Source organism: Microbacterium sp. LjRoot205 (genome assembly GCF_056175745.1).
Map to the genome: position 1 here is coordinate 146,365 of NZ_JBGFFH010000006.1, position 21,787 is coordinate 168,151.

The window sequence follows — 21,787 nt, forward strand, 5'->3', positions numbered from 1 at the left end:
CCTTTGAAGTCAGGTTCGGGTTCAGGCGAGGTTGAGCAGAACGGGCGCTGCGACGGCGGCGAGGACACCACCGAGCAGCGGACCGACCACCGGGACCCACGAGTACGACCAGTCGCTCGATCCCTTGCCCTTGATCGGCAGGATGGCGTGGGCGATACGGGGTCCGAGGTCGCGAGCAGGGTTGATCGCGTAGCCGGTGGGTCCACCGAGCGATGCACCGATAGCGACCACGACGAGCGCGACGGGCAGGGCGCTGAGTGGTCCGAGGCCTCCGGGGACGCCGATCTCGATGTCGCCGTAGTCGGCGAATGCGAAGATCGCGAACACCAGGACGAAGGTGCCGATGACCTCGGTGACGAGGTTCCAGCCGTAGGAGCGGATCGCCGGGCCGGTCGAGAAGACGCCGAGCTTGTTGGCGGGGTCGGGCTCCTCGTCGAAGTGCTGCTTGTAAGCCAGCCAGGTGAGGATCGCACCGACGATCGCACCCAGCAGCTCGGCGCCGGTCGCCACCGCGAACTGCGAGAAGTCGATCTTGCCGGCGACGAGAAGGCCGATGCCGACCGCCGGGTTGAGGATGGCGCCGGAGTACGCCGAGACGAGGACACCCACGAAGACCGCGAGACCCCATCCCCAGTTGACCATCAGGAAGCCGCCGCCGAAGCCCTTGTTCTTGGCAAGAGCGACGTTGGCGACGACACCACATCCGAGGAGGATCAGCATTGCGGTGCCGAYGAACTCCGAGAGGAAGTAGAGACCGAGATTCACTTCAGTCATGTCTTCATTGACCTTTCTTGAGTGCCAGAGCCCCATAGCTCTGGCACTTGTTGGGAGTTACGCCGCGTGGAGGGCGGCGTTCGGATGTCTCGTCAGCCGCGTGCGCGGGACGAGATCTGGAGTCCATGTCGTTCGTTGAGCATCCTGCGCGTCTGGTCGAGCTCTGCATCCTGGCGTGCACGATCCCAGTGGAGCAGAGGAGCCAGGGCTGCGGCAAGCTCTTCGAGCACATCCGCGTCGGCGTGACCGGTGAATGCGATGCTGGTGCGTCGCATGACGACATCCTGCAGACGCGCCACCATCTCGTTCTCCACCATCCAGGCGAGTTCCCGGGTGGAGAGGTCATCGCCCGCGAGGGGAGCGTCATCACCCTGCTCGATGAACTCCCAGACCTGAGCCGCACGTGTTCCGTAGCGGGCGAGAAGGCGCTCGGCGCGGTCGCCGGCACCCGAGAGGTTCTCCTGGATCCAGATTCGACGAGCCTTCTCGGTGCGCGGGAAGTCGCGGCCTCCGCCGATGGCCCGGCCGGCGGTCGACACCGTGCGAGTGCGGCCGATCAGATCGAGCACCACGTCGGACAGCGACTCGCCGAGCGCGCGGAACGTCGTCCACTTTCCGCCGACGAGGCTCACCAGAGGAGCCGCGCCCTTGTCGTCGACCTCGATGCGGTAGTCGCGGGACACGAATCCAGGGGCCGTGTCCTCGTGGCGAGGAAGCGGGCGGATGCCGGAGAAGTTGAAGACGATCTGCTCGCGCGTCACGTCGATCGTCGGGAACACGTGGTGGATCAGGTCGAAGAAGTAGTCGATCTCCTCCTCCGTGCACACGGCTGCCTCGCGCGGATCGGCGTCGATGTCCGTCGTCCCGACGAGCACGCGCCCCTTGAGGGGGTAGATCAGCACGATGCGGCCGTCAGAGTGCTCGAAGAAGATCTCGCGGCCACGCGTCGCCTCGAGAAGCTCGGGGTGATCCAGAACGATGTGAGACCCCTTGGTCCCGCCCATGAAGCGCGTGTCGTTGCCGAGCGCGTCGTTGGTGAGGTCTGTCCACGGCCCTGATGCGTTCACGACGACATCTGCGGCGACCGAGAACTCCGTGCCGCTCTCACGATCGCGGAGGACGATCTTCTTGCCGTCGCGGGCGATCGCCTCGACGTAGTTCAGGGCGACGGCGCCCGGATGAGCTGCGCGCCCGTCCTGCAGCACGTCGAGCGCCAGACGCTCGGGATCGTGCATGGAGGCGTCGTAGTAGGTGGCCGTGTACTTGATGTTCGGGTCGAGCGAGGGGAGTTCGGCGAGCGAGCGCTTGCGACCGAGGAAGCGGTGACGAGGGACCATGCCCCCATCGCGCGAGAACGTGTCGTAGATCGTGAGCCCGACCTTGATGAGGAACGCTCCCCGCTCCTGGGGCTTGCCGCTCTTGTGCGTGAGAAAACGCAGGGGGGCGGACAGGATGCCCGAGAAGGTCGAGTAGATCGGGATCGTGGTCTCGAGCGGCTTCACATAGTGCGGCGCGATCTTGAGCAGGCCGTTTCGCTCCTCGACGGATTCACGGACGAGTCGGAACTCGCCGTTCTCGAGGTAGCGGATGCCGCCGTGGATCATATGGCTCGATGCCGCGGAGGCGCCGGAAGCGAAGTCTCCTCGTTCGACCAGCAGGACGTCGACGCCCTGAAGTGCGAGGTCTCGGAACGTCGAGATCCCGTTGATCCCGGCTCCGATGACAAGGACGCTCGTGCGTCCGGACTCACGGACGGCGCGGACTTCGGCGCGTTCCGGTGATGAGTGTGTCGACTCGATCATCTTCGACCCTTCTCTGTGCGTGCCCCCAGCTTCGACCCATGTGGCCAGCGCGCGCAAGCCCGCTGCACATATGTGCAAAGATCGAGGCGAGGAGGCCCTCATGACCCAGCCTGACGCGGGATCCCGCGACTCCAAGCTGATCGCCGCGCTCACCGCAGCGCAGCTCTACTACATGCAGGACAAGACGATGGAGGTGATCGCGCAGGAGCTGAAGACCTCGCGATCATCCGTGTCCCGTCTGCTCAGCTTCGCTCGCGAGAGCGGGCTCGTCGACATCCGGATCAACTCTCCTCTGGAGCGATTGGGGATGCTCGAGCAGCGCATCAGAGACAGGTACCGCCTCGTCGCGCACGTCGTACCCATCCCCGAGATCGTCAGCGAGGTGGAGCGGCTCGAGCGTGTGGCCCTGACAGCGGGGCGGCTGCTCTCGCAGTTCGTCGACTCCAACATGATCGTGGGCGTCGCGTGGGGATCGACGATCAGCGCTGTGAGCCGCGGTCTCACGCAGAAGGAGACGCACAACACGACGTTCGTGCAGTTGAACGGCGCGGGCAACACGCAGACGAGCGGCGTCGAGTACTCGAGCGACATCCTGCAGCGCTTCGGCAGCGCGTTCGGCGCGCAAGTGCAGCAGTTCCCCGTGCCGGCGTTCTTCGACGATCCGTCGACGCGCGAGGCGATGTGGCGCGAGCGCAGCACCCGGAGAGTGCTCGATCTGCAGTCGAAGATGGACATCGCCGTGTTCAGTCTCGGCTCTCCCGCCGCGGAGGTGCCCAGCCGTGTGTACGTCGGAGGGTATCTCGGACGCGACGACTACCGGAGCCTCCGCGAAGACCATGCGATCGGCGACGTGGCGACGGTCTTCTTCCGCGCAGACGGCTCGTGGAGGGACATCCGTGTGAACGCCCGCGCCACCGGTCCGGGCCTCGACAGACTGCGAAGGGTGCCCAGGCGCGTGTGCGTGGTCTCGGGAGTTCCGAAGCTCGCGAGCCTCCGCGCAGCGATCGCCGCCGAGCTCATCACGGATGTGGTCCTCGACGAGGGGCTCGCGCGCCGACTCGTGGAGGACTGACCTCTACGGCTCGTCGGTCGACGATTCGGGGCCGGAACGGAACTCCCGGATCAGGTGCTGCACGACCGCACCGAGGTCGCCGCCCGTCGCGTTCGCGATCGTCAACTGCCGTTCGTAGCTCGCGCCGTTCGTGAGTATCGTCTCGATGCTGCCGAACTCTCGCCCGCAGCCGAGTTCGACCGCGACCGGCGCGAGCTCGTCGAGGACCTCGGACAGATGCTCCCGCACCGGCCGCTGGGTGCCCGCCGAATCCACGATCACCCTGGCGTCGAGGCCGTAGCGTGCCGCGCGCCATTTGTTCTCGCGGTGGTACCAGGCCGGCATCTGTGCGAGAGTGCGACCCTCGTCGAACTGCCGGGAGAGATGCTCCACCAGGACCTGGACGAGGGCGGCCACCGCTGCCAGCTCGGGCAGGGTCGAGAGGCCGTCGCAGGCCCGCACCTCGATCGTCCCCCACCGCGGAGCGGGGCGGATATCCCAGCGCACCTCGGTCGCATCGGCCATCACACCGGTGCGCACCATGTCGTCGAGATAGGCCTCATAGTCGGACCAGTCGTCGAGTGGCCAGGGGAGTCCGGCCGTGGGCAGCTGCTGGAAGACCAGGGCGCGGTTGGACGCGTACCCGGTGCGCTCACCGGCCCAGAACGGACTCGACGCGGCAAGCGCCTGCAGATGCGGGAGGTATGCCGCGAGGGCGTTGATGATGGGGATGACCTTGCGCTGATCCTCGACGCCGATGTGGACGTGGATCCCCCAGATCATCATGTTGCGGCCCCACCATTGGGTCCGCTCGATCAAGGTGTGGTAGCGGGTCTTGTCGGTCACTTCCTGCTGGTACCACTGTGCGAACGGGTGGCTGCCTGCGGAGAGCAGTTCGATGCCGGCGGGATCCGTGGCCGAGCGCACGGCAGAGATCGCGTTGGCGATGTCGTCGACCGCGTGCGCCACCGAATCGCCGATGCCGCTGGTGACCTCGATGGTGTTGGTGAGCAGCTCACCCGTCACCGTATGGCGTTCGTCGGCGCTTTCGTGCTCGAGTGCCGACAGCAGCTCAGGGGCGCGGCCTACGAGATCACCGCTCACCGGGTCGGCGAGCATGATCTCCCATTCGAGGCCTACTGTGGACCGGGCCGATGACGCGAAATCGAGCTTCACGAGCACAGTCTGACATGCGGTGCAGACGACACGGCAACCGCCGTGTCGTCCCGTTTCGCTCCTTGGCCGCGGATCTGGCAGAATAGAAGGTCGGACGACGTGCTCGACCCTCTATCCAGCACTTGTCCTCCCTATTTGAGCTTCCGCCGGGTGTGCACCCCACTCTCCAGGCGATCGGTTCGTTACCTTCCACACAATTCAGGAGAATCGTGGCTGTCAAGATTCGTCTCAAGCGCCTGGGCAAGATCCGTGCGCCGTACTACCGCATCGTCGTCGCCGACTCGAAGACCAAGCGTGATGGTCGCGTGATCGAGGAGATCGGCAAGTACCACCCCACCGAGGAGCCCTCGTTCATCGAGATCGACTCCGACCGTGCGCAGTACTGGCTGTCCGTCGGTGCTCAGCCGACCGAGCAGGTCGCAGCGCTGCTCAAGATCACGGGCGACTGGGGCAAGTTCAAGGGCGACAAGGACGCGAAGTCCACCCTCAAGGTCAAGGAGCCCAAGGTTCCGTTCGAGATCGACGCGTCCAAGAAGTCCGTCGTGAAGCCCAAGGTCGAGAAGAAGGCCGAGGCTCCGGCCAAGGCCGACGCGGAGGCCGCTGAGGCTCCCGCCGCCGACGCCGAGTAATTCGTCGTGCTCGCCGCCGCGCTCGAACACATCGTCAAGGGGATCGTCGATCACCCCGAGGATGTCCGCATCAACGCTTCCACCTCGCCGAGAGGCGATCTCCTCGAGGTGCGCGTGCACCCCGACGACCGTGGACGCGTGATCGGGCGCGGCGGCCGCACCGCGAAAGCACTGCGCACGCTCATCTCCGCTCTTGCAGACGGGCGTCGTGTGCGTGTCGATGTCGCGGATGACTGACGTGGTGTCGACAGACCGCAACCAGGGCAAGAATCAGCTGCGGGTCGGGCGCCTCGTCAAGGCCCACGGTCTCAAGGGCGCTCTGAAGCTGGAGCTCTACACCGACAATCCCGAGCGTCGTTTCACTCCAGGGGCCGAGTTCACGTTGCAGGTGCCTGAAGCATCTCCGTGGCACGGCAAGACGGTCGTCGTTCGCGAGTACCGGGTGATGAACGGCAACCCCGTCGTGTTCTTCAAGGACGTCGACGATCGTGAGGGTGCAGAGACCCTCGTCCGAGCGATCCTCTGGATCGATCAGGACAACGACGAGGTCGAGGACAACGCGTGGTTCGACCACCAGCTCACTGGGCTCGATGTCGTCCGTGATGGTGTCGTGGTGGGCAGAGTCGCTCGGGTCGAGCACTTCCCGGCGCAGGACCTGCTCATCGTCAGGTCAGGCGACCAGGACATCATGGTGCCTTTCGTCGAGGCGATCGTTCCGACGGTCGACGTGAGAGCAGGACGCGTCATCGTGACGCCGCCCGCTGGACTCTTCGAAGAGCTTCCCGACGCTTCCGAGGCGACGGAGGCGGGGGAGTCCTCGGACTCCGACGCCACCGAGTGACCACGGGTACGGTCTGCCCGTGCGCATCGACGTCCTCTCCATCTTCCCGTCGTACTTCGACGGCCTGACGCTCTCCCTGCTCGGGAAGGCGCAGAGCGCCGGCATCCTCGACCTGCGCGTCCGGGACCTTCGGGACTGGACCTCCGACCGCCACCGCACCGTGGACGACACCCCGTACGGGGGTGGAGCGGGGATGGTCATGAAGCCGGAGCCCTGGGGGCTCGCGCTCGATGAGCTGGCGTCGTCGGCTCCTTCCGATGAGGGCCGTCGGCCGACCATCATCTTCCCTTCTCCCGCGGGCGAGGTCTTCACCCAGGCCACGGCTCGTGACCTCAGCACCCGCGATCACCTCATCTTCGGATGCGGCCGGTACGAGGGCATCGACGAGCGGGTGTTCGAGTATGCGGCGTCGCTCGGCGAGGTGCGACTCGTCAGTCTCGGCGACTACGTCCTCAACGGAGGAGAAGTCGCGACCATGGCGATGATCGAGGCGATCGGACGTCTGATCCCCGGTGTCGTGGGCAACCCGGAGAGCCTCGTCGAGGAATCGCACGAAGACGGACTCCTGGAGTACCCGTCTTACACGAAGCCCTCGGTGTGGCGGGAACGGGCCGTACCCGAGGTGCTGTTGAGCGGCAACCACGCCGTGATCGCCTCCTGGCGTCGCGATCAGCAGATCGAGCGGACGCGTCGCCGTCGGCCGGATCTGCTGCCGGACGACGAGAACTAGAGCATCCGCTCGGTTCCGCGGTCGATCTCGAACACCACGTCCTGCGGGTGCCTCAGCGACAACGCGGAATGCGCGTCCAAGCCTCGGAGGTGTGCTCGCAGCAGCCGGCCGAGCATCTCGTGACTGACGAGCAGAGGAACGCCCCTCGAAGCCCATCCGCAGGATGTCAGCGCCCGGCGCGCGCGTCCTCTCGCCTGGGCATAGCTCTCGCCCCCGGGAAACGCCCAGCCGTATCGGTTCGCCGCGCGGTCTTCGCGCGCCCTGGGGAATCGCTGATCGATCTCGTCCCAGGTCAGGCCGGCCATCTCGCCGTGGTCGAGGTCGGCGAGCTCCGGCACTTCGATGAGGTCTGCGCCGATCCGATCAGCGATGATCGCTGCCGTGTGTCGTGCGCGGCCCAGCGGGCTGAAGCACACGGTCGTGATGCCGCGATCGGCGACCCGCTCCGCAACGCTCTGCGCCTGTCGGATGCCGTCCTCGGTCAGGGGCGAGTCGAGCTGCCCCTGCAGCCGATGCTCGAGATTCCATCGGGTCTGCCCGTGCCGAGCCAGGAACAGATGCTCTGGCACGTGGCGATCCTCCGGAATCATGCACTCAGGATGGCACAGTCGCACTGTCGCAGGACGGGTGAGATCGCGGGCGCCTGATAGCGTCGCAGCATGGTCGACGACGCGCTGGCGAAATCGTTCACCCTCACCGGTGCAGACTACGACCGTTACCGTCCAGGCTTCCCTCCTGCTGCAGCCGGCGTGGTGATGCCTCACAGCGTGCGCACGGCGCTGGATCTGGGTGCAGGCACCGGGAAGTTCACAGAACTGCTCGCGGGATGGGCAGAGCGTGTCGTCGCAGTCGAGCCGTCGGAGCCGATGCTCGAGATCCTGCGCTCGAAGCTGCCCGGGGTCGAGGCGCATCTCGGCAGCGCCGAGCGGATACCGATGGAGTCCGAGGTCGCTGATGTCGTGACGGTCGCGCAGGCCTTCCACTGGTTCGACGAGGAGGCCGCGTGTGCGGAGATGGCGCGAGTGCTCACACCGGGGGGAACCCTCGGACTCATCTGGAACCGTTTCGATCCGACGTGCGCGTGGGATCGCGCGGCGCACCGGATCGCGCACCCCGCGGTGGGGGATGCAGACGTCACCACGAGCACCTCGACACACGAGCTTCCCGGCTTCGACTTCGTGCGCCACGAGCAGATCCACTCGACGGAGCGGATTCGACGCGACGCGTACCTCGGTCGCTGGTCGACCGTGAGCACCTTCCTCGTCGCCGATGAGGCAGCGCGCGCGGAGATGTTCGCCGCCATCGAAGCGGTGCTGGATTCAGATCCCGAGACACGCGACCACGACGAGTACGACCTGCCCATCGTCACGGATGTGTTCGTCTACCGCCGCGCGTGAGGAACACGAGCGGAGCATCGGGAGTCAGCGGACGCCGAGGAACGACCTGTCGGTGAGGATGATGGGGCCATCCGCCGTCACTGCGACGGTGTGCTCCGAATGGGCGCCCCGGGATCCGTCGACGCTCCGAAGGGTCCAGCCGTCGGGATCGGTGACGAGCTCGTCTGTCGTCTCGAGCAGCCACGGTTCGAGAGCGAACACCAGGCCCTCGCGCAGCGGGAACCCGCGCCCGGCCCGGCCGTCGTTGGGAACGTGCGGGTCGCCGTGCATGATGCGCCCCACGCCGTGTCCGCCGAAGTCGGTGTTGATCGAGTACCCCTCGCCGCGCGACACCGCCGCGATGGCCGCCGAGATGTCGCCGATACGGTTGCCGACGACCGCTGCGCCGATCGCCGCATCGAGCGCGCGCTCCGTCGTGTCGATGATGCGCAGGTCTTCCTCTCGCGGGGTGCCCACGACGAACGAGAGGGCCGAGTCCGCCACCCAGCCGTCCACGGACACCGCGAAGTCCAGCGACACCAGGTCCCCGTCGCGAAGCGTGTAGTCATGAGGGAGCCCATGGAGCACCGCGTCGTTGATCGACGTGCAGATCACCTTGCCGAACGGGCTGGCACCGAAGGACGGGTGGTAGTCGATGTAGCACGACTCCGCTCCGGCCTTACGGATCATGTCGTGCGCTCGACGGTCGATCGACAGCAGATTCGTGCCGACCTTCGTCTCGTCGCGCAGGGTTGCCAGGGTCTCAGCCACGAAGCGACCGGCGGCGCGCATCTCGTCGATCTCGGCAGGGGTGCGCAGTTCGATCATCGGGTGTCCTCTCGTCCACTCCATTCTCCCCGATCTCCCGGACGCGGGCGTCCGCGCAGAGACCGCGCGCTCACAGCGAACACCGTGACGATGTCGAGCCCCGCGTCGTACGATTTGAGGCATGTGGTTGCGTCAGGCGTTCTTCCGGTGGCTGATTCCGGCCGCGTTCCTGCTGCCGCTCTGGCTGCTCGTGGGGTGGGGCGTCTTCCAGGGCGGATGGGCGATCCTGTGGGTGCTGTTCATCGCGGTGCCCTCGGTCTTCGTCGGTCAGCTGCTCCTCACGCTCCTGACCCGATCGCGTCCGTCGGTGCGCGTCGAGCGGGCGGTCTCCTGGTGGGATGTCGGCGGCTTCACGATCTGGCATGGGCTGACCATCGCGGTCGGGTGCTTCATCGACGGCGCCTTCGGCTGGCTGCTCGCGGCAGCGGTGGTGGTCGGCATCGGCCTGTTCTGGCTGCAGCTCTGGCAGCTGTGGAACGAGGCGAAGGGGAGCGGAGCACGGATCCGCGAGACCATCGCGTGGTCATCCGTGCCGGGTGTCGATGAGCCGGTGCCAGAGACCCGCGCACACGAAGTCATCGTGGTCCGCGAGAAGGACACACGGGACTGAGGACGCGGCGCACGGCGTTTTGGCCGTGTGCGGCATCCATGGCAGAATGAATGTTTGTGCCGTGACCGGTTCTGCCTCAGGGGAGCCCACGGACGCTTCGGCTCCGTTCAGCACACCTCTTCTTGTTCCTACTTACATCATGCAACCGACCTGAGGCGAGTGCAGAGAGAGACGATCATGCAGATCCTCGACGCCGTCGACGCAGCATCGCTGCGTTCAGACGTTCCCGTCTTCAACCCCGGTGACACGGTCAACGTGCACGTAAACATCACCGAGGGCACCCGCTCGCGTATCCAGGTCTTCAAGGGAGTCGTCATCGGCCGCCAGGGCGATGGAGTGCGCGAGACCTTCACCGTTCGCAAGATCAGCTTCCAGGTGGGCGTCGAGCGTACGTTCCCGGTGCACTCCCCGGTGATCGACCACATCGAGGTCGTCACCCGCGGTGACGTGCGTCGCGCGAAGCTCTACTACCTCCGCCAGCTGCGGGGCAAGAAGGCGAAGATCAAGGAGAAGCGCGACAACTGACGCGCAGGTTCTCCACAGCACCCCGGGACACGATGTCCCGGGGTGCTGTGTTATCCCCGGGGTGTGCGACCCTTGATGATGCCGTCTCCGTGCGGTGCGAGACTGTGAAGGAACCCTCATGACGACTGACTCCGCCGCCGCGTCCACTCCACCGACGAAGCGGCGTCGCGGGTTCCTCGTCTTCCTGCGAGACGTCCTCGTGATCGTCGTGATCGCGGCGCTCGTCTCCTTCGTCGTGAAGACTTTCGTCGTCCGCTCCTTCTACATTCCGTCGGCCTCGATGGAACGCACCCTGATGGTGAAAGATCGCATCCTCGTCGATGAGTTGACACCCCGGTGGAACGACTACGAACGCGGCGATGTCGTCGTCTTCAAGGATCCCGGCGGGTGGCTCGACGGGCAGCCGCAGACTCCGGCTCAGCCTCCGCTCATCGAAGCGTTCGACTGGATGCTCAACGTCATCGGGATCTCTGCCACGGACTCTCAGGATCACCTCGTCAAACGGGTGATCGGATTGCCGGGCGACCACGTCGTCTGCTGCAACGCGCTCGGGCAGATCACGGTCAACGGTGCGCCCATCGACGAGCTCGGCTACCTGAATCTCCCGGACGGCGACACCGCTGCGTCCAACGAACCCTTCGACGTGGTCGTGCCGGAGGGGTCCCTCTGGCTGCTCGGAGACAACCGGGATCGTTCGCGGGACTCGCGGGCGCATCAGGATCTCCCCAGCGGCGGATTCGTGCCGATCGAGAACGTCGTCGGCAAGGCGTTCTTCACGACATGGCCCTTCGACCGTATGGGAACGATCGACGGCCACCACGACAGCTTCAACGGCGTCCCGGATCCGGAATGAGCGTCGTCGCTCCGAAGCTCACTCTCGAGCGCAGGCTGCTGAGTGAGTGCGATCTCATCATCTCCCTCGACGAGGTCGGACGCGGCGCGCTTGCCGGGCCGGTGGCGGTCGGAGCTGCCGTGATGGATGCGGCCGGTGCGCGCCGTCGCGTGCCCGAAGGACTCCGGGATTCGAAGCTCGTCACTGAGAGGCGTCGACCTGACGTCGCTGCGAGGGCCGCGGCATGGGTGCAGGCATCGGGAGTCGGCTGGGCGAGTGCGGCCGAGGTCGACTCGGTGGGCATCATGCGGGCGCTCGGGCTCGCGGCATCCCGCGCCGTGCAGAGCGTGGTCGATTCGGGAGTGGTGCTCGACGGAGCGCTCGTGCTGCTCGACGGCAATCACGACTACGTCTCGCCCGTGCATCCGGTTCCGCTGCGCGTGCGGCCCGTGGTCAAAGGAGACCGTGACTGCGCGTCGGTCTCAGCGGCATCGGTGATCGCGAAGGTGGCGAGAGACACCTACATGGCCGAGCTCCACGAGAGCCACCCCGCGTATCAGTGGGACAGGAACAAGGGATATGCGAGCCTCGAGCATCGCGATGCGATCAGGAGCCTCGGGCTCTCCCCGCATCACCGATCATCCTGGGCCATCGCAGATGTCCCGACTCTGTTCTGAGCCTGCGTGCGGCATCGCAGTGTCGCCGACTCTAGGATGGAGGGATCATGGATGAGGAAGCCTTCGACGACTACGACCGCGAGCTCGAGCTCGCGCTGTTCCGCGAGTATCGCGACGTCGTCGCACAGTTCCAGTATGTGGTCGAGACCGAACGGCGGTTCTACCTCGCCAATGAGGTGAATGTCGTACGCCGCGATACCGAGCACGACTTCTACTTCGAGATCTCGATGAGTGACGTCTGGGTGTGGGACATCTACCGTGCCGACCGCTTCGTGAAGGCCGTGCGGGTGCTGACGTTCAAAGACGTCAACGTCGAAGAGCTGCAGCGCCGCGAGTTCGAACTGCCGCAAGAGCTGTCGCTCGACGGGGAGTGACCTCTTCTGCACGGCTCAGGTTTCTGACGGGCTGTCCCGAGGGACTGGGGCTGCGGCTCATTCGGAGCGCTGATCGGCGCGGGCGCTCGACAGGCTGTCACCATGGCAGCGAAAGACGAGCTCGGTAGACACGGTGAAGAGCAGGCGGTTCGATACCTGACGGGCATCGGATATGAGGTGCTCGACCGCAACTGGCGATGTGCGCAGGGCGAGATCGACATCGTCGCCTGTCGCGGCCGCCATCTGGCAGTCGTAGAGGTCAAGACAAGACGCACCATCGCTCACGGGCACCCGTTCGAAGCGGTGGACGCCCGCAAGGTACGCCGGTTGTGGCAACTGGCCCATGCGTGGGCCGCCGATCATCCCGACCAGGCCGGCGGCCTCATGATCCGGATCGAGGCGATCGGGATCATCGGCGCTGACCCCGCGCACAGCACCCTCGAACACCTCGTGGACGTGTCGTGAAGACGGCTCGCACCTGGGCGGTCGCGCTCACCGGGGTCGATGGACACATGGTCGAAGTCGAAGCGGACATCTCGAATCAGACGCCCGATTTCAAGATCATCGGGCTGCCCGACAAATCACTCGGCGAAGCTGTTCAGCGGGTCCACAACGCGTGCAAGAACACCGCGCTCGATCTTCCGCGTCGTCGACTGACGGTGAACCTCTCGCCCGCGAGCCTCCCCAAGCAGGGAGCGGGCTTCGACCTCAGCATCGCCGTCGCTGCGCTGGCAGCCGGGGGAGCGCTGTCGAGCCGGTCCATCGCCCGCGTGGTGCATCTCGGTGAGCTCGGGCTCGATGGTCGGCTCCGGCCCGTTCCCGGAGTGCTGCCGTCGGTGTTCGCTGCTGCACGCGCGGGTTTCGACACCGTGATCGTCCCCTGGGGCAACGAGGCCGAGGCGAGGCTCGTGCCGGGAATCGAGGTGCGCCCTGCGGCGAGCCTCTCGCAGGTGGCGGTGTGGCATGGTGCAGAGGTCGACGTGCTCGAGGCGGATCCGGTCGCGGCCGCAGCGATTGCGCGCGAGCGTCCCGAAGAGTTGGACCTCGCCGACGTCGTGGGGCAGGAGAACGCCGTGCGTGCGCTGATCGTCGCCGCGGCGGGAGGACACCACATGATGCTCAGCGGCCCGCCGGGGGCAGGGAAGACCATGCTCGCACGACGGCTGCCTGGCATCCTTCCGAGTCTTACCGAAGACGAAGCGCTCGAGGTGGCGTCGATCCRCTCGCTCACGGGCGAGTCGGTGCAGGCTCTCGACGTGATGCCGCCGCTGGAGTCGCCGCATCACAGTGCATCGGTCGCGGCGCTCGTCGGAGGTGGAACGAGGTCTGTGCGCCCCGGGGCGATCTCTCGGGCGCACAGGGGTGTGCTCTTCCTCGACGAAGCGGCGGAGTTCTCGAGAGTGGCGCTCGACGCGATGCGACAACCGCTCGAGTCGGGTGTGATCGAAGTGAGTCGAGCGGGGATCACGGCTCTGTTTCCAGCGAGGTTCCAGCTCATCGTGGCGCTCAATCCCTGTCCGTGCGGCAACTACGGGGTTCGTGGCGCGGAGTGTGTGTGCCCGTCGTTGGCGATCCGGAGATACTCGACGAGACTCTCGGGTCCGCTGCGAGACCGCATAGATGTCGAGCTGCACGTCTCTCGGGTTTCCGCCTCGCAGGCGATGGTGGGGGACCGCACCGGAATGACGAGCGAGATCGCTCGTGCGCTGGTCATCGAGGCGCGAGAGCGAGCCTGTGCGCGATGGCGGGGAACCCCATGGCTTCGAAACAGCGAAGTGCCCGGCGCTCGGCTGAGACAGCTCGATCTGCGCATCCCAGCCGATGCACGGGCGCCGCTGGACCGGGCTCTCGAGCGGGGGACGCYCACATTGCGCGGCTACGACAGGGTGCTGCGGCTGGCGTGGACGATGGCCGATCTCGCTGGACTCGACAGGCCGGGACGCGACGAAGTGGGCCAGGCGCTGTTTCTCAAGACGGGGTACGCATCATGATCGAGTCACTCACAGGTGACGCCGGTGTCCGAGAGTCGCTCGAACAGCTCAGGCCCTCCGGAGGTGCGGTGGAGGCGCTCGCCCGGGTGTCTTGGTCGGTCCTCACCGAGCCGGGCGATGGTGTGGCCGGGGCGCTCATCGAAGAGCTCGGTGCTTCGGACGCGCTCCGGCTCGCATTGGGCGCCGGGAACGCGGCGGGCCCAGAAGTCAGCAGCCGGGCACTCGCCGACGGGCGGGCGCGGTGGAAGACCCGAGCCGACGCGCGGAGCGTGGTCGATGCGCTGCGCGGCGCCAGGGACGTCGGAGCCCGACTTCTGATTCCGGGTGATGCTCACTGGCCGACTTCTCTCGACGACCTCGGGGTGCATGCGCCGGCCGTTCTCTGGGTGCGCGGTGACCCGCGGCTGCTGAGCGCGGCCCCCAGAGTCGCGATCGTCGGAGCCCGCGCCGCGAGCGCATACGGCGAGATGCTCGCGGGTGACTTCGCCGGCGAGCTGGCCGCAGGTGGCGCGGTCGTGGTGTCCGGGGGAGCGTACGGCATCGACGGCGCAGGTCACCGTGCCGCACTCGGAGTCGGCGGAAAGACGGTCGCGTTCCTCGCCGGTGGGGTCGACCGAGCGTATCCTCAGGGCCATCAGCAGCTTCTTCGCCGAATCGTCGAGACCGGCGCCGTGGTGAGCGAGGTCCCGTGCGGCACTGCGCCGACGAAGTGGCGGTTCCTGTCGCGCAACAGACTCATCGCTGCGGTGAGCGACGCGACGGTGGTCGTGGAGGCAGGATGGCGAAGCGGATCGTTGAACACTGCTGGACAACCTGGGCTGCTGAGAAAGTACTACCAAAGCTAGAGCGAAGTTTGCTTAGGCGAGACAGGTGCGCATGTATTGGTCAGCTTGAGCTCGTCGAGGCGTTGAAGGAAGGCGAGATGATCGCGGAGCTCTTCTGTCTCCGCGATCTTTTCCGCGGAGAGACCGTGATGGCGTAGCACGCGGTCTCCGATGTGCAGCTCGTCGCTGTCGACGAGGCCGACGAGGAACTCGATGGTCCGTTTGCGCGCGGCGAAGTTGCTTGAGAACTCGACAGTGACCTCAAGATCGGGGTTCGCTGACGTTTCTCCCAGGTCCAGCGAGAGACCTCCGTCGAGGGTGATGCGCGAGGTGACAGGCGTGAGGCGTTGTACGGTCGCCCTTTCGAAGACAGCGGCTCCTGACGAGATCCTGACGCGGCCGTCGCGGGGCATATAGTCCTGCGGCACCACTTCGATGCCCCCATCGACAGGCACTCGGTCACCGGTTTCTGTAGTGATTTCCATCGCGAAGACGGTGTCACCAGGGGTGAGGCTTCTGGGCTCGCGGAAGATCGGCTCCTCGACCGTAAATAGCGTGATCTTCTTCATCGTCTCGAAGACTCGCATGGTGTTGCGCTGCAGTGGATTCTGACGGGTTCCGGCTACCGCGACATCGACGATGCGCTCGATATCTTGAGGAAGCCTGGGAAGTTTCATGAGCGCGACTGACACGGTTTTTTGGTCCTCGGGCACAAGGTCCAGAATCCGTCGGATCTCGAACGGTGTGAGGACGGCGTACTTCGGGTCGTTCTTTTCGCTTCGTTGGTCGATGTCGACGACGAAGAGTAGGACCCCGTTGTTGTTCTGGTGTGCGCGGAGCACGTGAGTCTGCAGCGGATAGGACAAGGGTGCTCGGCGCGTAGCGACTCGACCCTTCACCTGGACCGGGACACGTGCGCGCCAGTTCGCGTTCGCCTTTCTCGCCGAGTCATACACATCGATGTGCCCATCAGTCAGCGGCACACGGTCGAAGCTCTCGATGATCGCCTCGAGGCGACTGCAGCGGTTCATGATCTTCGTGATCTCGGCGACGGCCTCAGACTCTGTGCTCACCGGCTCTGCCCGCCGCTCGCTGCCCCTGCGACGCGTGTCCGCTGGAAGCGAGTCTCCTGACGGAGTAGGTGCAGGAAGATGTTCGAGACCACTCCATCAGAGTAGCGTCGGCGAGCTACGCCGAGGGCCCCGCATCACTGAGAGTGCCGCCCCGGCGCCCCTCACGCGGATGTGCGACGTTAGGTGCTCGGGATGAGCGCAAGCCCGCTAACTAGATCCTTGTCATCGTCAGAGCTTGCGGTTCCAGTCCTCGAGAACGAAGTCTGAGCATGCGGGCCGTGCCTCCTTCTCGTAGCAATGCGAGAAAATGAAACCGGCCTTGATTTCCTCGCGACTCATCGACTCAACGTCAACGAGCGCCCAATCGGCATCCTCTCGGTGAGCGAAACCTCCTGCATACAAGTCCTCAACTCCGGAGCACGCGTCATAGATCGGATCGATCAGCGCAACGAATCGTGCTTCTTCGTCGGCGAGCATCGCGTCGAGGGTTACTTGCTCTTCGTCAGTGACGGCGCCGTCGGCATAGATCGCGTCGTACTCCGCACCAAACAGGGGATGCGTGGCGTAGTGCTGGTCCATTGCGCTGCTGGCCGCAGCGAATGCGTCGTCACACTTCGGAGTGGCAGCTTCCGGTGCTAACTCCCGGTTCAGGTTCACGATGAGGATGACACCGACGACTGCTGCCGCTAACCCAACAATGCTGAACAGCGGCCCCATGACGCGCTTCTTCGCTTGAAGGGGAGGAGCTTCATCCGCGGTGGCCAAGGCAGGTGAAGGCGGCGGCTGCAACGGTCGAGCAGCCGGACGTTGGTCGTAAGGGCGCTCTTCGTCCATCAGACCGTCTCCACGACCGCAGTCAGTGAATAGCCGTGCAAAATCCCTGACCCTGTCACACTCACAATCCGGCAGGGCGGATAGTTCGAGAGGGCTTCCTGCAGCTTCTCCGCCGCAGCCTGCACCGGCTCCTGACCGCGCTTGAGGTCGTACGGGCCCGTCACGACGACGATGGTTTGTTGTGGAATAAGTGGCACAGTTGAGCTCCTTCGGGCGGTCACCCTCATCTAACACCAGGGCAACCCGAGTCCGATGACGCTCTAGACGATGCGTGCGGTATCAACCAGTCGACCGAAGCGACGTAACCAGGCTCGATGGTAGTCGGGTGCGGAATGTCGACGCCCCACAGTCTCACCCGCGGCGACAATATCGGCATAGCGCGACAGCAGACCATCCCACTTGACGTCATGCGGACGACGCGTAATCACTGGAAGAGCATCAGCAGCGAGGCTCGACTTTCGCGTGTTGCACATCGCATGCAAGGTTGTGAGGTTCCCCGCCTCGCTCGACCCGCCACTGGAGTGGGCGACAACATGATCAGCCTCCGGCGCAAGCGCCCAATAGACGGGATGGACGGTGCCGCGACGATAGTGGGGGTGGTAAGGCAACTCGTCAGGGAACACGTCGCTGATTGCGACAAGGATGCAGCGAGGGATCGTCCGGCCACCGCAATACGAGCAGACGAAGCCGTCGCGAAGGAAGACTTCCGCCCGTGTGCGATCAGAGACCGGACGTGAGCTCACCCCAGTGCCGGGAACGCTGCTCCCAGCGTGGAGGGACAACCTCCCCATCCACACTTCGCCAGCGATGGGCTCCAGAAGCCGACGCGCGTAGTCGACTGACTCTGGCAGCGCTGTCGTAGCCGAGGTCAATACACTGCTATACCACACGTCCGCACTGACGCTGAGCTCGTGGATTTCCCGCCTCACCCAACCCTCCTCAATGAACGTCCGCCACCGTCTCTCGGGAGCCACGACTGCGCATCAGTGCGGAGACCCCGAGAGGTGGCGAAGCGTGCCACGCCCTGACCATTGTTCGGCTCGAAAGGGACTACGCCCGGACCCAGATGCCCGGCTTCGACGAACTCGCAAGGCGGCTTCCCGGCTGCGTCAGCTGCCAGGGCCCATGCATGCATCTCCCGCGGTTTAGTCGGGGTCTCGAGCTCCATGATGGCAAGGATCTCACGAGCCCAGAGCGACGTTCGCGTGGGCTCGTGATCTGCTGATGATGTGCGCTGGCCGTGAGTCACATTCCCCTACGACTCAGCCCTCAGCCGGTATGAGCCCAGCAACGAAACGCGCGGCGTCGCAGCGGATGACACCCGCGGAACTCCTTCGTAGCGGCAACGCCTCCGCCGACCGGTCAACGGAAGCTGCTCTCGCGCAACGCGACCTGTCCGCGACAAGTCACCGCATGGATGCGAGCGCAGCGCGTTCAACCGCGAGAATCAGTACCTCCATGCGCGCTCCTCTCGTGGCAGTCCCTCGCAACACAAATGTGCGTACGCTGACAAAGCTGAGGCGACGTGTCGCATCGGTAGGGTTCTAGCGAGCCGAGAATTGGGGGAACTGTGAGTTTCACGAAACTCCTGGACGACCCCGACTCACCGCTTCGGGCGTATCTCGACGGGGCGTCGCCGCGAATCGCGGGTATCCAGAGGCAGGGGATTGGTGCGCGCAGCGTCGCGGATGCGTTGGGCCTAACGACGCTCGCCGGAGCCCCTGCGCTGGTGCCCGCGCGTCCGGGTCTCCCGAACCAGCTGGTTGGCACTGCGTTCGATTTCCGTGCCCGCATCGCTCTCGGCGGGTTCGATCCAACCGACTCGGCTGCAGCAATCGGCCGAATCCTTCTACCCGCGTACGTGGACAGCGTCAAGAATGGCGCCCATCGCGCAGCAGTGCTGAGCGGCGCATTCGACGTCGCGCAGCGCCTTCTCGTGAACCCCCGGGATCACACTGACTTTGACCGGGCGTCCGTCGTGCTTGGCTATTTGGAGCCCGTCTACCGGGTGGGCGCGAAAGGGCTGATTGGATCAGTCGGTGACGCGTGTGACCGTGCCGCGGACGGTCAGGAATTCGTCGACGCGATCGACCCGTCCGTCGTCTTCGAGATCGGTTCCCTGGAAGCTGCGGGACGACATCAGTTGACAGCGTGGCGTGAGCAGATCACCGCAGGCAAACGTTTCGCGCCCAACCCTTCGTTCCCCGGAGCGGCGCTCGTTGGAGGCGCTGACGCCGACTGGCTCGTCGGAGAGACACTCATCGACTGCAAGGTTTACGGTTCGCTGAGCGTTCCAAAGCTCCGCGACTTCCTCCGTCAGCTCCTCGGGTATGTGCTCCTTGACCTCAACGATGAGTTGCATATCCGCTCGATCGGTGTCTGGCTCCCGCGCCAGGGCCTCACACCGACATGGTCGCTGGAGGAGCTGCTCAGCGGAGACCCTGACGAGCTTCTGCCCTCGCTGCGAGAAGGACTCTCGCGGGCATTGAAAGGCAGCGCGCTGGCCACGTCCGTCCCGATCACGGAGCGTCGTCGTCACCAACTTCTCGCCGAGAATCGGCACACCCCGTTCGTGATGCTCACCGAGCTCGCTCGGAGTGCGGACCCCGATATTCGGTTCCGTGTAGGCCGCAATGTTGTCACGCCCGAACAGTCGGTTCGCATCCTCGCGCATGATCGGCTCGCGCGTGTCAGGGAAGGCGTCGCTCGAAATGAGGCGGCCCCAGCGGATGTGCTCGCGGTGCTCGAGAACGACTCAAGCGTGGGTGTGCGTCGGGCCGTGGCCTCGAACCCGGGAGCACCGGTTTCGGCCGTCCCATCGGCTATCGGTTCGGCCTGGGGTGGTGGTGTCACTGCCACTGCGCAACAGGCCGTTGTTCGGGATGAGTGTGCCGCGTCAATCGACGTCGTGCCGCGTCGGTCTGACGAAGCACTGGACTTTGCGTGGCTGTACGACGTCGTCGCGAAGCTGGCGAGTGGTGGTCGGACGACGGACAACCTGACAGCGTTCGATGATCGCGCGTGGCGTTTGTCACTTCCGGCGCCGAGCCAGGTGTGGGCGTTCCGTCAAGGCCGGTCGGTCTGCATTCCCGCGGCGTTGAGGTACGGTCTGCCGCCCGAGATCACCACGGATTTGTTGCGACATGATCGCCCGCCGTACCTACGTATGTTGGCGGCGGGCAGCCTGCCTGTCGATGATGAAGCGATCCTTCGAATGCTCCTCGAAGATCCGGATCCAGATATTCGTCTGCGCACTCTTGAACGGACGTGCATTGTTCTTCCCGACACTGCTTCAGGGGCACATGTTCGTGTTCTTCTCAGCGAAATGGCGGCCTCTCGCGACCGTCGCATGATCTTTCTGGGCGGCGGTGATGCCGTCCGTGGGTCACAAATCAATGCAGCGGAGCGCGACCGCGTCATACTCGAACTCATCGCGGGCCACCCTCTGACGGCGCCGGAGTCACTTGCTTCGATCATCGACGAGGCATCCCCGAAAGCACTGACCGCTCTGCTGGTCAACGGTTCACTGCCGGCATCCTCGAGGGCGGCGGTGGAGGAGCGCATGCAGACCACTCGGTTTGTGGAAGCACGCGAATGGTTCGCGATGTCCTCAGCGACCCCCGCCGCAGTGCTGGATGCGCTCGCATCTGACCGCCTCACCGCCGTGCGCCTTGATGTGGCCCTCAACCCAAGCGCATCGGCCGACACACTCCGCCGTCTCGGGCGCGATCGATCTCCCGACGTCAGACGTGCTGTCGTCGACAACCCGTCGACGTTGTCGGCCGACGCGCTCGACATCGCCCGAACCATGCTGGGACGCAGCAAAGAAGACAACCTCCAAGAATCGATAGCAACGATCTCCCGGCGTGAAGACCTGTCCTCCCTCAGCGGCATGGTGGAAGCAGCTCTAGACCGGCTATCGAGGGGGCGCACCGAGGACCGAGTCTTCGCTGCTGGACACCCGAGAACGGCAGGTGCCACGATCCTTCGACTCTCAAAGAGCACATCCGCCGCTGTGCGCCAAGCATGCGCGGAGAATGTTAAAGCACCCTCGGCCGCCTTGAAACGACTAACCAGTGACGTGGAGGAGGACGTGCGGCTGGCCATCGCCCAACACCTGAGAGCACCCCTTGCCAGCTTGGACCTGCTCGCGCGGGATGACGACGCACGCGTGCGTGCGAGCGCGGCCATAAACGAGAACACGCCCGCTGAGCTGTTGACGATGCTGCTCGCTGACGACGACCAGCGCGTGCGGGACGCCGCCGCGGAGACCTCGTCGAAGGAGCCACCGGAGGCTGAGCGTGCTCGTGCGGACAGGCCACAGCCGGCATCCCTCACCCCAGAGCAGATTCATCAGATGGCAGCGAGCAAGCATGCAAAGGTGCGCATGGACGCCGCCTACAGCCCTGCTGCAACACCGGACGTACTTGCCTTCCTCGGCGGTGAGCGACGGAGCGTTCAGGTGCGGCGAGTGGTAGCTGCGAACCCGAAAACTCCACCCGAGGTTCTGGCATCACTCGCCTCTGAGGCTGACGCGGACGTCTTGAAGTCGATCGGTTTCAATGAAGGAACCCCCGTCGATACGCTCAGGAATCTTGCCAATCGAAGCCTCGACCTCGCCTTATTGGTCAGCCTGAATCCCGCGGCGCCTAACAGCCTTCTTGAAGAACTCGGTGGAGACCCTGACCCTCTGGTCAGATACGTCGCGCAAACGGTGAGTCATACACGAGGGGCAGTGACGGACGGCTCAGACTTCGATATAGACCGTCAACCTCTCGGTCCAGCGTGAGGCCTCGTTCAGGCCGACAGCCACCGCGGTGCCGCCGGCGTTGTTGGTCGC

General features: G+C 65.2%; 24 protein-coding genes. 15 read left to right on the plus strand and 9 right to left on the minus strand.

Features of this window, described 5'->3' with window-relative positions; all coding sequences use genetic code 11:
* Positions 1-21: 21 nt before the first annotated feature.
* Positions 22-774 carry an MIP/aquaporin family protein gene (locus AC04ME_RS13285; RefSeq protein WP_475435400.1) on the minus strand — a complete coding sequence of 251 codons (753 nt, stop codon included), beginning with the start codon at positions 772-774 and terminating at the stop codon, positions 22-24.
* 92 nt (positions 775-866) lie between these two features.
* Entirely contained in the window at positions 867-2,576 is a 1,710-nt protein-coding gene (locus AC04ME_RS13290; protein ID WP_475435402.1) for a glycerol-3-phosphate dehydrogenase/oxidase, read from the minus strand.
* A gap of 100 nt (positions 2,577-2,676) precedes the next feature.
* Here AC04ME_RS13290 and AC04ME_RS13295 point away from each other — a divergent pair, with 100 nt between their 5' ends.
* A complete protein-coding gene (locus tag AC04ME_RS13295; protein WP_042541673.1) occupies positions 2,677-3,648 on the plus strand; it encodes a sugar-binding transcriptional regulator in 972 nt (323 codons plus the stop codon).
* Between the two features lie 3 nt (positions 3,649-3,651).
* Here the strand turns inward: AC04ME_RS13295 and AC04ME_RS13300 are convergent, their stop codons facing one another.
* Positions 3,652-4,803, minus strand: a complete 1,152-nt coding sequence (locus AC04ME_RS13300; protein ID WP_311879215.1) for a glutamate--cysteine ligase — start codon at positions 4,801-4,803, stop codon at positions 3,652-3,654.
* A gap of 209 nt (positions 4,804-5,012) precedes the next feature.
* Here AC04ME_RS13300 and rpsP point away from each other — a divergent pair, with 209 nt between their 5' ends.
* From rpsP to trmD, 4 genes are read left to right on the plus strand one after another with little or no spacing between them, the layout of a single operon-like run.
* Entirely contained in the window at positions 5,013-5,432 is a 420-nt protein-coding gene (gene rpsP / locus AC04ME_RS13305) for a 30S ribosomal protein S16 (RefSeq protein ID WP_042541672.1), read from the plus strand.
* 6 nt (positions 5,433-5,438) lie between these two features.
* Positions 5,439-5,669, plus strand: a complete 231-nt coding sequence (locus tag AC04ME_RS13310) for an RNA-binding protein (RefSeq protein WP_042541671.1) — start codon at positions 5,439-5,441, stop codon at positions 5,667-5,669.
* The gene (rimM, locus tag AC04ME_RS13315; RefSeq protein WP_042541670.1) at positions 5,662-6,273 is read left to right on the plus strand and encodes a ribosome maturation factor RimM; all 612 of its coding nucleotides are present in this window, start codon (positions 5,662-5,664) and stop codon (positions 6,271-6,273) included. Before AC04ME_RS13310 ends, rimM begins: the two co-directional genes overlap by 8 nt.
* A gap of 19 nt (positions 6,274-6,292) precedes the next feature.
* A complete protein-coding gene (trmD, locus tag AC04ME_RS13320) occupies positions 6,293-7,003 on the plus strand; it encodes a tRNA (guanosine(37)-N1)-methyltransferase TrmD (RefSeq protein ID WP_079112742.1) in 711 nt (236 codons plus the stop codon).
* Here the strand turns inward: trmD and AC04ME_RS13325 are convergent.
* Positions 7,000-7,572, minus strand: coding sequence for a histidine phosphatase family protein (locus AC04ME_RS13325; protein WP_079113968.1), 573 nt, complete (start codon positions 7,570-7,572; stop codon positions 7,000-7,002). The two genes, trmD and AC04ME_RS13325, sit on opposite strands and share 4 nt — an antisense overlap.
* A gap of 90 nt (positions 7,573-7,662) precedes the next feature.
* Between AC04ME_RS13325 and AC04ME_RS13330 the strand changes: the two genes are divergently transcribed.
* Positions 7,663-8,400 (plus strand): class I SAM-dependent methyltransferase, encoded by a 738-nt coding sequence (locus AC04ME_RS13330; protein WP_475435406.1) that lies wholly within the window; start codon positions 7,663-7,665, stop codon positions 8,398-8,400.
* A 24-nt stretch (positions 8,401-8,424) separates the two neighbouring features.
* Here the strand turns inward: AC04ME_RS13330 and map are convergent, their stop codons facing one another.
* On the minus strand, positions 8,425-9,207 hold the full coding sequence (gene map / locus AC04ME_RS13335) for a type I methionyl aminopeptidase (protein WP_079112744.1): 783 nt from the start codon (positions 9,205-9,207) through the stop codon (positions 8,425-8,427).
* A gap of 121 nt (positions 9,208-9,328) precedes the next feature.
* Here map and AC04ME_RS13340 point away from each other — a divergent pair, with 121 nt between their 5' ends.
* The 8 genes from AC04ME_RS13340 to AC04ME_RS13375 all read left to right on the plus strand — a co-directional run bounded on the left by AC04ME_RS13340 (position 9,329) and on the right by AC04ME_RS13375 (position 15,061).
* Positions 9,329-9,817 (plus strand): MFS transporter permease, encoded by a 489-nt coding sequence (locus AC04ME_RS13340; protein WP_079112745.1) that lies wholly within the window; start codon positions 9,329-9,331, stop codon positions 9,815-9,817.
* A gap of 177 nt (positions 9,818-9,994) precedes the next feature.
* Complete coding sequence (gene rplS, locus AC04ME_RS13345) at positions 9,995-10,342, plus strand: 50S ribosomal protein L19 (protein ID WP_042542128.1); 348 nt, start codon at positions 9,995-9,997, stop codon at positions 10,340-10,342.
* 118 nt (positions 10,343-10,460) lie between these two features.
* Positions 10,461-11,195 (plus strand): signal peptidase I, encoded by a 735-nt coding sequence (gene lepB / locus AC04ME_RS13350; RefSeq protein WP_042541665.1) that lies wholly within the window; start codon positions 10,461-10,463, stop codon positions 11,193-11,195.
* Entirely contained in the window at positions 11,192-11,851 is a 660-nt protein-coding gene (locus tag AC04ME_RS13355) for a ribonuclease HII (RefSeq protein WP_309688190.1), read from the plus strand. Before lepB ends, AC04ME_RS13355 begins: the two co-directional genes overlap by 4 nt.
* A 47-nt stretch (positions 11,852-11,898) precedes the next feature.
* Positions 11,899-12,225 carry a DUF2469 family protein gene (locus AC04ME_RS13360; protein WP_042541663.1) on the plus strand — a complete coding sequence of 109 codons (327 nt, stop codon included), beginning with the start codon at positions 11,899-11,901 and terminating at the stop codon, positions 12,223-12,225.
* 102 nt (positions 12,226-12,327) lie between these two features.
* Entirely contained in the window at positions 12,328-12,690 is a 363-nt protein-coding gene (locus tag AC04ME_RS13365; protein WP_042541662.1) for a YraN family protein, read from the plus strand.
* Complete coding sequence (locus AC04ME_RS13370) at positions 12,687-14,216, plus strand: YifB family Mg chelatase-like AAA ATPase (RefSeq protein ID WP_475435410.1); 1,530 nt, start codon at positions 12,687-12,689, stop codon at positions 14,214-14,216. Before AC04ME_RS13365 ends, AC04ME_RS13370 begins: the two co-directional genes overlap by 4 nt.
* Positions 14,213-15,061: a DNA-processing protein DprA gene (locus tag AC04ME_RS13375; RefSeq protein WP_475435412.1), complete on the plus strand. Its 849-nt coding sequence runs from the start codon at positions 14,213-14,215 to the stop codon at positions 15,059-15,061. The genes AC04ME_RS13370 and AC04ME_RS13375 overlap by 4 nt, the downstream gene beginning before the upstream one ends.
* Here the strand turns inward: AC04ME_RS13375 and AC04ME_RS13380 are convergent.
* The 4 genes from AC04ME_RS13380 to AC04ME_RS13395 form a co-directional block, all read right to left on the minus strand.
* Positions 15,058-16,113, minus strand: coding sequence for a hypothetical protein (locus AC04ME_RS13380; RefSeq protein ID WP_475435414.1), 1,056 nt, complete (start codon positions 16,111-16,113; stop codon positions 15,058-15,060). The genes AC04ME_RS13375 and AC04ME_RS13380 overlap by 4 nt on opposite strands.
* Before the next feature lie 228 nt (positions 16,114-16,341).
* Positions 16,342-16,947, minus strand: coding sequence for a hypothetical protein (locus tag AC04ME_RS13385; protein ID WP_475435416.1), 606 nt, complete (start codon positions 16,945-16,947; stop codon positions 16,342-16,344).
* Entirely contained in the window at positions 16,947-17,144 is a 198-nt protein-coding gene (locus AC04ME_RS13390; RefSeq protein ID WP_475435418.1) for a hypothetical protein, read from the minus strand. The genes AC04ME_RS13385 and AC04ME_RS13390 overlap by 1 nt, the downstream gene beginning before the upstream one ends.
* Before the next feature lie 63 nt (positions 17,145-17,207).
* Positions 17,208-17,738: an HNH endonuclease gene (locus AC04ME_RS13395; RefSeq protein WP_475435439.1), complete on the minus strand. Its 531-nt coding sequence runs from the start codon at positions 17,736-17,738 to the stop codon at positions 17,208-17,210.
* A 1,070-nt stretch (positions 17,739-18,808) separates the two neighbouring features.
* Between AC04ME_RS13395 and AC04ME_RS13400 the strand changes: the two genes are divergently transcribed.
* Positions 18,809-21,736: a hypothetical protein gene (locus tag AC04ME_RS13400; RefSeq protein ID WP_475435420.1), complete on the plus strand. Its 2,928-nt coding sequence runs from the start codon at positions 18,809-18,811 to the stop codon at positions 21,734-21,736.
* The last annotated feature ends 51 nt before the right edge of the window (positions 21,737-21,787 follow it).